We start from the raw sequence: 12,077 nt of genomic DNA, 5'->3' as shown, positions 1-12,077 counted from the left end.
CATCCAAAATATAAATCCAGCAAATGGTTGGAATGAAGGTCGAATGATGAAATCTCTAAATAAAATAATGCTTGCAGTAGTTGCCGTTTCAGCAGCATTCAGTGCAAATGCTGCTCATGTGTTGGTTGTATTGTCTGATGAGACGCATTTAGAGCTAAAAAAAGGTCATATTTTTAAAACAGGCTTTTACTTAAATGAGTTGATGCAACCTACAAAAATGCTTTTAGATGCAGGTCATACAGTAACTTTCGCTACACCAAAAGGGAAAGCTCCAACCTTAGATGAATCATCAAATAATGCGATGTATTTTAACCAAGATGAAAAAGCATTAAAGCAATATGCTGGTTTATTGCATGATCTAAAATTAACATCTGCTCAAGATTCTCCAGTTGTGAGCCTATCTCGTATTGAACAAATTGGTGTGGGTCAGTTTGATGCTATTTATATTCCAGGTGGGCATGCACCTATGCAAGATCTATTAAAAGATAAACAACTTGGAAAAGTACTTACAGCTTTCCATAAAGCTGGTAAACCTACTGCGTTGGTCTGTCATGGTCCTATTGCATTAATGTCTACTTTACCTAATGCCTCGGAAGTAGTTGGTCAACTCGAACAAGGCAAGCTAGTAAAAACTGGCGAATGGATTTATAAAAATTATCGAATGACGGTGATTAGTAATCAGGAAGAAGAGCAGGCTAAAGCTTTATTAAAAGGTGGAGAAATGAAGTTTTATCCACAAACGGCTTTACAGTCACTTGGCGCTAAGTATCAAAGTAATACTACTGCGTGGACTCCAAACGTAGTGGTAGACCGTGAACTTATAACAGGACAAAATCCAGCGTCAGCTGTTTTGGTGGGCAAAACCTTATTAGAAAAATTAAAATAAGTAGGCGGGGCAAAAGAGGTTTTTAAACAAAGCCTCTATTGTCATATAGAGGAAAAAGATGACTTATTATTTCTTACAGAACAGCCAAATTATAGGCAAGTAAATAAAACTTATTCGAAATCATTATATTTATACGCCTCTACTTATTGGGAAAGTTGATGAATTGGCTGATTATATATGTCATTTAAGCAGCATAATCTGTAAACTATGCGCTATTTTTACGATTTTGCTTATCTTCTATACTTACATAGCCTTCGATAAGCTTTTTGGACTTTTGAGATATTTCCTCTTATGAAAGCGTCACTCCGTTTACGACTTGATCAACTCTGTGATCGACATGAAGAACTTACTGCATTGCTTGCAGATGCTGAAGTGATCTCCGATAACAAACGTTTCCGTAAATTGTCTCGTGAACATAGTGATTTATCTGAAATTACCGAAGTCTGGGGCAAATACCGTCAAGCAGAAGAAGATATTGAAACTGCTGAAATGATGAAGTCGGACCCAGACTTTAAAGATATGGCAGAAGAAGAAATTCAAGCCAATAAAATATTGCTTGAAGAATTAGAAAGCCAGCTCAATATTTTGATGATTCCAAAAGATCCAAATGACTCTAATGCGGCTTATTTAGAAATCCGTGCTGGAACAGGTGGTGATGAAGCTGCGATTTTCTCTGGTGATTTGTTCCGTATGTACAGCAAATATGCCGAGACACAAGGCTGGCGTATTGAAGTCCTTTCTGAAAATGAAGGCGAGCATGGTGGCTTTAAAGAAGTTATTTGCCGTGTAGATGGTGATGGCGTTTATGGCCGTTTAAAGTTTGAAAGTGGTGCTCACCGTGTGCAACGTGTCCCTGCCACTGAATCACAAGGTCGTGTGCATACGTCAGCATGTACAGTTGCGATATTGCCTGAAATTGATGTTGATACCAACGTTGAAATTAACCCAGCAGATTTACGTATCGATACTTACCGTGCATCAGGTGCGGGTGGTCAGCACATTAACAAAACTGATTCGGCGGTACGTATTACTCACATTCCAACCGGTACAGTCGTTGAGTGCCAAGAAGAACGTTCACAGCATAAAAACAAAGCCAAAGCGATGGCTCTTTTGGTATCGCGTTTAGAAAATGCAAAACGTGCAGCAGCCGATGCAGCAACTTCTGAAATGCGCCGTGATTTGGTTGGTTCTGGTGACCGTTCTGAACGTATCCGTACTTATAACTACCCACAAGGGCGTATGACGGACCATCGTATTAACCTAACTTTATATAAGTTAGACGCGATTATGGAAGGTGATTTGACTGAATTGCTCGATAGCTTACATCGTGAATATCAGGCAGATCAGCTTGCGATGCTTGCACAGGAAAATGGCGGCTAATGAATATTGCTCAAGCGCTTGCAATTCGCGGTGAGCCTGACAGTTATGAACGACAAGAAAATGCTTGGTTACTTGAGCATTTTCTAAAAATCAATTCGCTTGAATTAAAGTTTAGACTTGAGCAAGAGTTAACTGCCCAACAAGAGCAAGATTACTTGGCTGGTCTTGAACGTATTCAAAAAGGTGAACCTTTAGCTTATGTGACGGGTTCACAGCCATTTTGGACGCTCGATTTAAAAGTAACATCTGATACTTTAGTGCCACGTCCGGATACTGAGGTTCTAGTTGAAACCGTTTTAAATCTAAATTTGCCAAATACTGCAAATATTGTTGATTTGGGTACGGGGACAGGTGCAATTGCGCTTGCATTAGCGAGTGAACGTCCAGATTGGCAAGTCACAGCAACTGATATTTATGCGCCTACTTTAGAAGTCGCAAAAGAAAATGCACAAGCACATGATTTGCAACGTGTGAAATTTGCTTGCGGTGCTTGGTTTGAGGCACTTGAACTACAAAAGTTTGATTTAATTGTTTCTAATCCGCCGTACATTGACCCTGAAGATGAACACATGCAAGCTTTGGCTACAGAACCACGCCGTGCATTGGTTGCAGATCATCAGGGACTGGCTGATATTGAAATTATTATTGCTCAAGGGAAAAACTGGTTAAAACCACAAGGCTGGATTGCACTAGAGCATGGTTACGATCAGGGGCAAGCTGTTCGAAATATATTTGCTGAGCATGGTTTTAGCCAAATTAAAACTATTCAAGACTATGGCCAAAATGATCGAGTCACTTTGGCATGCTGGATTTAAAATTACTTTTGTAGTGTATCTCGCCAACCTAATAACCAGTTTTCGATAAGTTTCATTAAGGTATCGGTTACTTTACCCAATAGCGCCAATAAAATAATTGCAATGATAACAATATCTGGTCGAGACGTTTCTCGGCCATCACTGAGTAAATAGCCAATCCCTTGAGTGGCCGCAATCAGTTCAGCTGCAATCATAAACATCCAAGATAAACTTAAGCTGTTACGTAAACCCGTTAAAATTCCCGGAGAAGCTGCCGGTAAAATAATAGATATAATCCGCTGAAAAGCATTAAGCCGATAAACTTTTCCAACTTCAATGAGCTTTTTATCTACATTATGAATTGCTGCAACTGTATTGGTATAGGTTGGAAAGAATGCTCCGATTGCAATCAATGTAATTTTAGACCCTTCATCAATTCCTAACCAAAGCAATAACAGGGGAATCCAAGCAAGACTTGGGATCGATTTAATTGCTGAAAAAGTTGGTTCCAAATAAGCTTCTGCTTCTTTACTTAATCCAACCCAAATTGCAAAAATTAAACCTAAACCGCTTCCTATAATAAAGCCCAACAGAACACGCCATGTACTAATATAAATATGAGCAAACAAGTCGCTATGAGCTAAATCTAAAAAAGATTGCCATAAACTAGACGGTGCAGGGAGTAGATAAGCATCGATATAGTCATTTCTGACTAAAAACTCACAAGCTGTTAAAAAGATAAGTGGAATGAGTAGCGCTTTAAACCACCGTGTAAATTTATGGTTTAGATGCTTTTTCTGCGATTTTGAAGCCTGCTGAGCTAAGAAGTGATTTAGCTCAGCTTTGTTAAGTGAATCACTCATATACTATTTCACGACTTTTTGAGCAAAATGTGGGTCTAGCAACTGATCAACCACTTGATTGACGTTGGTACCTTTTCTAACCAAATCTTCTTCAGTCAAAATTTTCCCAGAACGTTTTAGCGCTTGTGCTTGAGTTGCTGATGGAATGCTCTGATCGAAGTTGGTTCGGCTCAGTTGTAGTTTAGCCACAGGTAGAGGAAGTTTTGATTCTTGAGCTAAAAGTGCTGCCACTTTATCTGGATTGGCTTTTGCCCATTTTCGGGCTTGTTCATAGGCTTTAATAATGGCCTCTACCGCTTCAGGGCTTTGTTTTGCAAAATCTTCTTTAACGCTCAGTACACTATAGCTATTAAATCCAACATTACGGTAAAGCAATTTGGCACCCGATTGAATTTGAGCAGAAGCCATTAATGGATCAAGTCCAGCCCAAGCATCTACTTGGCCACGCTCTAATGCAGTTTTGCCGTCTGGGTGTTGTAGATGAACCAGTTGTACATCACGTTTACTCAAACCGACTGTATCTAGTGCTTGTAGTGTAAATAAGAAAGGATCGGTTCCTTTGGTGGCTGCAATTTTTTTACCTTTTAAATCTTTTAGGCTTTTAATTGGTGAATTTTTTGCGACAACAAGCGCGGTCCATTCCGGTTGGCTTTGTACATAAACCGTTTTAATTGGACTACCATTCGCTCGACTTAATACAGCAGCTAATCCAGCGGTAGAAGCAAAATCGATGCTGTTACTGTTGAGATATTCTAATGAGCGGTTACTACCTTGACTAAAAACCCATTTAATTTGGGTATTTGGCAGTGCTTTTTCGAGAAGTTTTTGATCTTTAACGACTAAACTGGTCGGTGCGTAGTAAGCGTAATCAAGTTTAAGCGTAGTAGGAATTGCTGCAAAAGCAGATGAAGCAAATGCAAACCCCAATGTTGATGCTAACAAAGTCTTTGGTAGAGAAAATTTTGATTTTAAAGACATGATAAAAATAAAACCGAAATGAAATAGGAGATCATCCTTCCACGTGTTTAGAGGCTTATGAACTTAGTTATTTTGATTTATAAATCAGTTTGAAAGATAAAAGTTTGAATAAAAATATAAAACACTGTTTTTATGAATATTATTAAGTTTTAAATAAAGCGTTTATCTGAAATATTGAATTTAAAATACATAAATATCATAAGCTTAAGCTCTAAGCTTCATTTGATGTATATGTTATTGCTTGTGTCCAGTTAAATTATCTCGATATGCACCTGGGCTGACACCTGTCCATTTTTTAAAAGCACGGTGAAATGCACTTGGGTCATGGAAGCTTAAATCTTCACTAATATCTTGAATTGAGTCATTCGTTTTACTTAAGCGTTCAACAGCAATATCACAGCGGATTTCATTTTTAATTTGTTGATAGCTTACACCTTCATGTTTCAGTCGACGTTGAACGGTGGCTTCTGAAATATTGAGTTGGTGAGCTACATCTTTGAGTTCAGGCCATTGTGCAGGGTGGAGTTTCAATAAATGGCGACGAATAAGTACACTCAAGGCATTTTCATTTTTAAAGCGAACTAAAAGATTTTGCGGAGTTTGCTCTAAAAAATCATAAAGCGCTTTTTTATCTTTTTTAATTTTAATATCTAAATAGTGGGCATCGAACTCAACTCGATTTATCTCAGCATTAAATTGAATATCTTCACCAAAACGAACTAAATAGTCCTGAATATCGTTCGGTTTAGGACAACGTACCATAATAGTATTTAAACCAATGCGCTGGTCTACCAACCAGCACATAAGTCCGTGTACTAATATTAAAAAGGTTGCGTAGGTAAACATACGTTTAGGTTGTTCATGATCATGAATCACTAAATAAGCTTTGTCTTGTTCTCGAATGAGTTCTCCATGCATATCATCTAAAACAAAGTTAAAAAACTTCAAAATATCGTAGAGTGCTTTTTCTAAAGTTTCAGCCGTACTGACGAGTTTAGTCAGTAATTTATAGCTTCCACGACGCATGGGGTGGCTATCCATCCCAAAAAACTCATCGTTCATGGCATTGGCAAGCTCTATCCACAATTGGGCATAGGTTGTATCAGGCACACGTGCCTTTGGCGACATCAGTAATTCAGCGGGGATGCCTGCTTTATTTAGAATTATTTGTGTATTTAGGCCTTTGGCATAAGCCGCACTCAATGCTTCATGTACTAGTGCAATCGAAATTGTGCCTTTACTTAAAGAAGATTGGACAACCATGTCAAAGACTCATATTTTCTTCATATATTTCAAGTGAAATACTGCATATTTAAAATTTGGATTGATCAAAAGCTGCAAACATTTTGAGGCTTTTTGAAATTGTATCGGAAAACAACAACTTTTACTCTCACTACTAAGTTTAAAGAACATTTCTATAGGACATTACACAATGAAAATTCAAGGGAAACATTTCGTAATTACAGGTGGTGGGTCTGGTTTAGGTGCTGCAACAGCTGAGTATTTAGTCCAGCAAGGTGCTTCAGTTACCTTGGTAGACATGAATACAGAAGCAGGCGAGCAACAAGCAAAACAGTTGGGGCCAAAAGCTGACTTTGTAAAACTTGATGTGACCGATGAAGCTGCTGCTGAACAGTTCTTTAAAGATGTGTTGACAAAACATGGTCATTTGCATGGTTTGGTGAACTGTGCCGGTATTGGCCCTTCTGCGAAAGTGGTTGGCCGTGAGGGCGTTCATGACTTGGGATTATTTGCAAAGACTTTAAATATTAATGTTACAGGTACATTTAACATGCTGCGTTTTGCAGCAGATGCAATGAGTAAAAACACGGTTGAAGAAGGTGAAGAAGATCGTGGTGTAATTGTTAACACTGCTTCTGTTGCCGCATTTGATGGTCAAATTGGTCAGGCTGCGTATTCTGCATCAAAAGGCGCTATTGTTGCGATGACATTGCCGATTGCTCGTGAGCTTGCGCGACATGCTATTCGTATTATGACCATTGCACCGGGAATTATGGAAACCCCAATGCTTAAGGGTATGCCACAAAATGTACAAGATGCTTTGGGGCAAATGGTGCCGTACCCATCTCGTTTAGGAAAACCAGAAGAGTTTGCTCGTTTGGTGGCACATATTGCTGAAAACTCTTACTTAAATGGTGAAGTCATCCGTCTAGATGGTGCAATTCGTATGGCAGCAAAATAATAAAAATAAGGATGCTGAAATGATCTTAAATGCTGAACAAAGTATGGTTCAGGAGATGATGCGGAATTATGCGCAAAATCAGTTAAAGCCAACTGCTGCACATCGCGATAAAACTCATGAATTTCCAGCTCAGGAACTCAAAGATTTAGGTGCACTAGGCGCTATGGGGATGACCGTGCCCGATGAATGGGGCGGTGCCGGAATGGACTATGTATCTTTGGTACTCGCAATTGAGGAAATTGCCGCAGGCGATGGTGCTATTTCGACAATTGTAAGCGTACAAAACTCTTTGATTTGCGGTATTACACTGGCATACGGTTCAGAGCAGCAAAAACAAACATATTTACCAAAATTTGCATCTGGCGAATGGCTAGGATGCTTTTGTTTAACTGAACCACATGTCGGTTCAGATGCAAGCGCGATTTTATGTAAAGCTGAACGCGATGGCGACCATTGGGTGCTCAATGGCGTCAAACAATTTATCACCAGCGGTAAAAATGCCCAAGTGGCTTTGCTGTTTGCGGTCACAGATAAACAAGCTGGTAAAAAAGGGATTTCGTGCTTTCTTGTACCTACCAATACACAAGGTTACTTGGTGACTCGAATTGAAGACAAAATGGGCCAACATGCTTCAGATACAGCCACTATTACTTTTGAGGACTGCCGAATTCCTTTAGAAAATTTGGTGGGGCAAGAGGGTGAAGGTTATAAAATTGCATTATCTAATTTGGCAGCTGGACGTATTGGTATTGCTGCTCAATCGGTAGGTATGGCAAGAGCGGCTTTTGATGCAGCGGTGCAATATGCAAATGAGCGTAAAGCCTTTGGAGTCGAATTAGTTCAGCATCAGGCGGTTGGTTTCCGTTTAGCCGATATGGCGACTCAGATCGAAGCTGCGCATCAGTTGGTTTTGCATGCTGCAACTTTAAAAGATGCTGGGCTGCCTTGTTTAAAAGAAGCCTCAATGGCAAAGCTATTTGCGTCTACTATGGCTGAGCGAGTATGTTCGGATGCGATCCAGATTCATGGTGGTTATGGCTACGTGAGTGATTTCCCAGTAGAGAGAATTTATCGTGATGTTCGTGTAAGCCAAATTTATGAAGGTGCTTCTGATATTCAACGTTTGGTGATTGCTCGTGAAGTGGCTCAAGTTTAAGTATTAGATTTTAAAAAATGTCGTTGACTGCAAAAAACCGCAATTGTTATGCAGTTTTTTGCAATTAAATGAAACTCGCTTTTTAATGATTAAATTTGAGCTTTGACTTCCTCACCAATCAAATAAAAAGTTCCACCTGCAATATAGTGCAGGCTGTGAAGTTCTTTCGGCGCATCTTGAAAGTGCCAGTGCCCATCTATAAAAACGCGGCTATCTGCCCATGCACCTACAACAGAACCAATAAATAAATCATGAGCTGATTGATTATGCGGTTCAGGAATAAGTTTACATATAAGCCATGCAATGCAACCTGATACAAGTGGGCTCGTAAGACCTTCTTGATAGAATAGCTCAACACCGCAATGCTCAAGTTTTTCTGGATCATCCAATTTACTAATGGTGCCAAGTTGATGAGTTAGATCGAGCTGTGCATAGCAGGGAACTTGTAGTGTGAAATAGCCACTTTGCTCAACGAGCTGTCGGGTTTTAGTACTTTTGTCGAGAACAACGGACACTTTGGCTGGTTTGAACTCTAAGGCACATGCCCAAGCAGCAGCCATTACATTGCGTTCATCACCATGTTGTGCAGAAACAAGCACAGTTGGGCCATGATTTAATAAACGATAAGCTTTTTCTAACTCTACAGGTGCAATATATGATTGCGTCATATTTAGCCTAAGTAATACAGAAAACAGATAGCCTTATTGTTGCAGAAAGTGTGAGAGAAGTAATGTGATAGGGTATTAACCGAATAAAAAAGTTGTTTCCATTTTATAGCTTTCATAATGATTAACTTAGTCATAAAATCACTTGGCTTCTAAGTGAAAGGATTAACACGTGACCGAGCTTCAAGATATCGATTTTGTAGAGTTAAGTGATGAAGAAATGCATCTCTATAGCCGTCAGATTTTACTTGATGGATGGGATATTGAAGCTCAGGAAAAACTCAAACTTGCTAATGTACTGATTGTCGGTGCTGGTGGAATAGGCTGTAGCAGTGCAGAACTACTAGCGCGAGCCGGGGTTGGGAAAATTACACTGATTGATGCAGATACGATCGAGATAAGTAATTTACAACGACAAATCGCATTTGGTCATGAAGATATTGGTCGTTACAAAGCAGAAATTTTGGCTAAACGTTTACAGAAAATTAACCCTTATATCTGTGTTGAATACTATAACGAACGTTTAGACGAACATAACATTGATAGACTTGTTGAACACCAAGATGTGGTTTTAGATGGCTGTGATAATTTTACAACTCGCTATTTGGTAAACGCAGCTTGTAAGAAACATCAAGTCGCATTAATTAGCGCTTCAGCAATTGGTTTTCAGGCGCAAATGTTCATGGTTGAAGGAGATTCAGCTTGTTATGAGTGCCTTTTTCCGAAAGAACAGCATAGCAATGAAGGGCTGCGCTGTGCAGAGTCAGGGGTACTTGCAACTACTCCTGTAATGATAGCGTCATTACAAGCACATCACACTTTGCTGTATTTAGGTCTAAATCGTGTACCTTTAAAGCAGAAACTATTATTGTGGGATGGTTTAAATATGACACAACGTATTGTTAGTTTTGATAAAGATGTAAATTGCCCACTTTGTCAGGCAAGCTAATCAGTAAATTAAACAAAATTTGCTACACTCAACCTGAATGATTTGGTTTTGAAGAAATATGAAAAAAAATATTTTGTTTGATGGGCTGCGTTCAGTCGCCCGCATTGGTGAAACAGCAGTGGTTGCGGCCAAAGCTGGAATTAAATACGCAACTGAAAAACCAAGTAATGCCAAACTCATGCGAGAGACTTTTGAGTCACTTGGTTCAACTTATATTAAGCTTGGTCAGTTTATTGCGAGTACGCCATCGCTTTTCCCACGTGAATATGTAGAAGAATTTCAAGGTTGTTTAGACCAGACACCAACACTACCATTTAGTTATATTCAAGGTGTGCTTGCATCTGAATTTGAAGGGCGCGATTTAAGCCAGATTTTTAGCTATATCGATGAAAAGCCATTAGCTTCTGCGTCAATTGCTCAGGTTCATGCAGCTAAGCTGACCACAGGTGAAGATGTCGTTATCAAAGTACAAAAGCCTGGTGTTGAAACCATTTTATATACAGACTTAAGTGTAGTACATTGGGCTGCCAAGCTGCTCGAACGTGCTGTACCAAAGATCAAATTCGCAGCTCTTTCTGAAATTGTAGATGAAATTAAAAGCCGTATGGTCCGTGAAGTCGATTTCATTGAAGAAGCACAAAACCTAGATGATTTTGTGGAATATCTTAATATTTCACAAAATAAAGCAGCGACAGCGCCTAAAGTTTATCATCAGTTTTCTACACGCCGTGTCTTAACTATGCAGCGTTTATACGGTGTGTCTTTGACAGACTTTAGTGTTGTAAAACAATATGCTAAAGATCCATCGCAAGTATTGATTACTGCCATGAATACATGGTTTGGTAGTCTCATGCTGTGTAAGAGTTTTCATGCCGACTTACATGCTGGGAACCTAATGTTGCTTGAAGATGGGCGTATTGGTTTTATTGATTTTGGCATCGTCGGTCAGTTAAAACCTGAAGTTTGGACTGCATGTATTGCATTTATGGATGCCTTACAAAAAACTGATTATCAGGCAATGGCTGAAAATATGCTGAAAATGGGTATGACCCATAACAAAATTGACGTTCAGGTGTTGGCTCAAGATCTAGAGCGTTTGTTTAATGGCGTATTAATGGCCGATCCGCAACAGATCTTGTCTTCAAATCCAGCCGATTTAAATGACATCATGATGGATATGGTAGCGGTTGGTGAGCGCCATGGTATTAAATTCCCTCGAGATTTTGCCTTGTTATTTAAGCAAATGCTTTATTTCGATCGTTTTATGCGCGTACTCGCACCATATACTGATATTTATGCAGACCAACGTTTGAAAATGGTTCAAAATATGGAACCTGCTTCGTTATTAAAACACTAAGGTCAGTTTAAATTTATGGATGCCATTATTATTGAAGGCTTGAAAGTTGAGACAGTGATTGGCTGTTTCAACTGGGAAAGGCAAATCATTCAACCTTTAATGTTGGATTTAACCATCCATAATGATTTGAGCCGAGCAGCAGAGTCTGACAAGCTTGAGGACACTCTCAACTATGCGCAGATTTGTGAGTTATCGGCTCAAACCATTCAACAAGCAAAACCAGAATTAATCGAGCATGCAGCACATTTGGTTTTACAATGTTTGTTTGAAACCTTTCCATCAATTGAAAAAATTACCATAACCATCCGTAAGCCAGCCATCATTGCAGAAGCAAATGCTGTAGGAATTCGTCTTGAACGCACCAGAAATAATTTTTGCGCTCGCCCTAGCGAGTAATTTAGACGCAGATCAGCACTTTACTTTTGCTTATACGCAATTGGCAACTTTGGGGAAAGTGCAGTTTTCATCTGTTTATCAAATTCCATGCCGAGATGGTATTGGAGATGATTATTGGAATTCGGCATGTCTATTAAAAAGCAATTTATCGTGTGAACAAATTGAATCTTTTCTAAAGAAACTTGAGTCAGATTCGGGGCGTGTTCGTCCATCGCATCATATTTCTTTAGATGTAGATTTGATTGCATGGGGAAGTGATCTGGACCATATGCAATTTAATTCTAAAAAGCTACCTTTGGCACTCGATGTAAAAATTCCTTTATATGAACTTTGGCATTGTGAAACCTTAAAGGCTGATAGCATGATTTATCCAGTCGTTAATTTTAAAGTTTAATACCCTTCAAACTAAATTTTACGCAAACTTTACGCGGGCTTTGACTTCCTCAATAG

At 39.2% G+C, this 12,077-nt stretch carries 13 protein-coding genes; 9 read left to right on the top strand and 4 right to left on the bottom strand.

Annotation, left to right across the window (positions count from 1 at the left end; all coding sequences use genetic code 11):
• The first annotated feature begins 46 nt into the window (after nucleotides 1-46).
• The 3 genes from ACO6UW_RS00240 (at nucleotide 47) to prmC (ending at nucleotide 3,081) form a co-directional block, all read left to right on the top strand.
• Complete coding sequence (locus ACO6UW_RS00240; RefSeq protein WP_348891816.1) at nucleotides 47-886, top strand: type 1 glutamine amidotransferase domain-containing protein; 840 nt, start codon at nucleotides 47-49, stop codon at nucleotides 884-886.
• A gap of 291 nt (nucleotides 887-1,177) precedes the next feature.
• Nucleotides 1,178-2,266 (top strand): peptide chain release factor 1, encoded by a 1,089-nt coding sequence (gene prfA, locus ACO6UW_RS00235; protein WP_033847489.1) that lies wholly within the window; start codon nucleotides 1,178-1,180, stop codon nucleotides 2,264-2,266.
• Nucleotides 2,266-3,081 (top strand): peptide chain release factor N(5)-glutamine methyltransferase, encoded by an 816-nt coding sequence (prmC, locus tag ACO6UW_RS00230; protein WP_057061908.1) that lies wholly within the window; start codon nucleotides 2,266-2,268, stop codon nucleotides 3,079-3,081. The genes prfA and prmC overlap by 1 nt, the downstream gene beginning before the upstream one ends.
• A 2-nt stretch (nucleotides 3,082-3,083) precedes the next feature.
• On the opposite strand, the gene ACO6UW_RS00225 is transcribed toward prmC, so the two are convergent.
• The 3 genes from ACO6UW_RS00225 to ACO6UW_RS00215 form a co-directional block, all read right to left on the bottom strand.
• Nucleotides 3,084-3,923 carry an ABC transporter permease gene (locus tag ACO6UW_RS00225; RefSeq protein ID WP_057061907.1) on the bottom strand — a complete coding sequence of 280 codons (840 nt, stop codon included), beginning with the start codon at nucleotides 3,921-3,923 and terminating at the stop codon, nucleotides 3,084-3,086.
• 3 nt (nucleotides 3,924-3,926) lie between these two features.
• On the bottom strand, nucleotides 3,927-4,901 hold the full coding sequence (locus tag ACO6UW_RS00220; RefSeq protein ID WP_057061906.1) for an aliphatic sulfonate ABC transporter substrate-binding protein: 975 nt from the start codon (nucleotides 4,899-4,901) through the stop codon (nucleotides 3,927-3,929).
• A gap of 234 nt (nucleotides 4,902-5,135) precedes the next feature.
• The gene (locus tag ACO6UW_RS00215) at nucleotides 5,136-6,164 is read right to left on the bottom strand and encodes an AraC family transcriptional regulator (RefSeq protein ID WP_348891812.1); all 1,029 of its coding nucleotides are present in this window, start codon (nucleotides 6,162-6,164) and stop codon (nucleotides 5,136-5,138) included.
• 169 nt (nucleotides 6,165-6,333) lie between these two features.
• On the opposite strand from ACO6UW_RS00215, the gene ACO6UW_RS00210 reads away from it, so the two are divergent.
• Together ACO6UW_RS00210 and ACO6UW_RS00205 are read left to right on the top strand one after the other, a co-directional pair.
• The gene (locus tag ACO6UW_RS00210) at nucleotides 6,334-7,104 is read left to right on the top strand and encodes a 3-hydroxyacyl-CoA dehydrogenase (protein WP_017385444.1); all 771 of its coding nucleotides are present in this window, start codon (nucleotides 6,334-6,336) and stop codon (nucleotides 7,102-7,104) included.
• Nucleotides 7,105-7,123: 19 nt separating this feature from the next.
• Nucleotides 7,124-8,260, top strand: coding sequence for an acyl-CoA dehydrogenase family protein (locus tag ACO6UW_RS00205; RefSeq protein ID WP_057061960.1), 1,137 nt, complete (start codon nucleotides 7,124-7,126; stop codon nucleotides 8,258-8,260).
• Nucleotides 8,261-8,349: 89 nt separating this feature from the next.
• On the opposite strand, the gene ACO6UW_RS00200 is transcribed toward ACO6UW_RS00205, so the two are convergent.
• Nucleotides 8,350-8,928, bottom strand: a complete 579-nt coding sequence (locus ACO6UW_RS00200; protein WP_057061904.1) for a flavin reductase family protein — start codon at nucleotides 8,926-8,928, stop codon at nucleotides 8,350-8,352.
• Between the two features lie 169 nt (nucleotides 8,929-9,097).
• On the opposite strand from ACO6UW_RS00200, the gene ACO6UW_RS00195 reads away from it, so the two are divergent.
• The 4 genes from ACO6UW_RS00195 to ACO6UW_RS00180 are packed head-to-tail and all read left to right on the top strand — an operon-like array spanning nucleotide 9,098 to nucleotide 12,021.
• Nucleotides 9,098-9,874 carry a HesA/MoeB/ThiF family protein gene (locus ACO6UW_RS00195; RefSeq protein ID WP_002119624.1) on the top strand — a complete coding sequence of 259 codons (777 nt, stop codon included), beginning with the start codon at nucleotides 9,098-9,100 and terminating at the stop codon, nucleotides 9,872-9,874.
• A gap of 58 nt (nucleotides 9,875-9,932) precedes the next feature.
• Complete coding sequence (locus ACO6UW_RS00190; RefSeq protein ID WP_057061903.1) at nucleotides 9,933-11,231, top strand: ABC1 kinase family protein; 1,299 nt, start codon at nucleotides 9,933-9,935, stop codon at nucleotides 11,229-11,231.
• A 15-nt stretch (nucleotides 11,232-11,246) separates the two neighbouring features.
• Nucleotides 11,247-11,627 carry a dihydroneopterin aldolase gene (gene folB, locus ACO6UW_RS00185; protein ID WP_000338783.1) on the top strand — a complete coding sequence of 127 codons (381 nt, stop codon included), beginning with the start codon at nucleotides 11,247-11,249 and terminating at the stop codon, nucleotides 11,625-11,627.
• Entirely contained in the window at nucleotides 11,584-12,021 is a 438-nt protein-coding gene (locus ACO6UW_RS00180; RefSeq protein WP_057061902.1) for a 2-amino-4-hydroxy-6-hydroxymethyldihydropteridine diphosphokinase, read from the top strand. Before folB ends, ACO6UW_RS00180 begins: the two co-directional genes overlap by 44 nt.
• The last annotated feature ends 56 nt before the right edge of the window (nucleotides 12,022-12,077 follow it).

This window comes from Acinetobacter sp. JADD-222, assembly GCF_049310645.1.
This window is presented reverse-complemented; position numbering and strand designations above follow the sequence as displayed.

Excerpts from the sequence above, each read along its gene's own strand:
- ACO6UW_RS00205 (WP_057061960.1), top strand. The coding sequence starts at position 7,124 with ATGATCTTAAATGCTGAACAAAGTATGGTTCAGGAGATGATGCGGAAT.
- ACO6UW_RS00220 (WP_057061906.1), bottom strand. The coding sequence starts at position 4,901 with ATGTCTTTAAAATCAAAATTTTCTCTACCAAAGACTTTGTTAGCATCA.
- ACO6UW_RS00240 (WP_348891816.1), top strand. The coding sequence starts at position 47 with ATGAAATCTCTAAATAAAATAATGCTTGCAGTAGTTGCCGTTTCAGCA.
- ACO6UW_RS00210 (WP_017385444.1), top strand. The coding sequence starts at position 6,334 with ATGAAAATTCAAGGGAAACATTTCGTAATTACAGGTGGTGGGTCTGGT.
- ACO6UW_RS00215 (WP_348891812.1), bottom strand. The coding sequence starts at position 6,164 with ATGGTTGTCCAATCTTCTTTAAGTAAAGGCACAATTTCGATTGCACTA.
- prmC (WP_057061908.1), top strand. The coding sequence starts at position 2,266 with ATGAATATTGCTCAAGCGCTTGCAATTCGCGGTGAGCCTGACAGTTAT.
- ACO6UW_RS00190 (WP_057061903.1), top strand. The coding sequence starts at position 9,933 with ATGAAAAAAAATATTTTGTTTGATGGGCTGCGTTCAGTCGCCCGCATT.
- prfA (WP_033847489.1), top strand. The coding sequence starts at position 1,178 with ATGAAAGCGTCACTCCGTTTACGACTTGATCAACTCTGTGATCGACAT.
- folB (WP_000338783.1), top strand. The coding sequence starts at position 11,247 with ATGGATGCCATTATTATTGAAGGCTTGAAAGTTGAGACAGTGATTGGC.
- ACO6UW_RS00200 (WP_057061904.1), bottom strand. The coding sequence starts at position 8,928 with ATGACGCAATCATATATTGCACCTGTAGAGTTAGAAAAAGCTTATCGT.
- ACO6UW_RS00225 (WP_057061907.1), bottom strand. The coding sequence starts at position 3,923 with ATGAGTGATTCACTTAACAAAGCTGAGCTAAATCACTTCTTAGCTCAG.